The organism is Croceitalea vernalis (assembly GCF_031846405.1).
Lineage (GTDB): Bacteria > Bacteroidota > Bacteroidia > Flavobacteriales > Flavobacteriaceae > Croceitalea > Croceitalea vernalis.
Genome location: NZ_JAVRHU010000033.1, coordinates 1 through 279, shown reverse-complemented (window position 1 = coordinate 279; position 279 = coordinate 1). Strand labels below are relative to the sequence as shown.

The following is a 279-nucleotide window of genomic DNA, read 5'->3' as shown; positions in this document are numbered from 1 at the left end:
AACACTTGATGCTGGTATTTTCTTACCATGTGATATTAATCCTGAGGTAACTCTTTTAGCGGATCCAATCTGTCAAGGAACAGAAATAACTCTAACAGCTACCGGAGGTGACCAATTTGTTTGGAAACTTAATGATGAAGTAATAGATGGACAAACGGCTTCAACTTTAACTGTTACTCCAAATGTAACTTCAACCTACGCGGTTGTTGTAACAGACAGTAGCCAATTTGAGTGTTTTGCAGAAGTTAGCACTGTAGTTACAGTTAATCCTGTTACTCC

The 279-nt window shown here is 38.4% G+C and carries 1 protein-coding gene; it reads left to right on the top strand.

Annotation, left to right across the window (positions count from 1 at the left end; translation table 11 throughout):
• Positions 1 to 279, top strand: a 279-nt coding sequence (locus tag RM520_RS15285) for a hypothetical protein (protein WP_311388578.1), incomplete at both ends; no start/stop codon positions are given.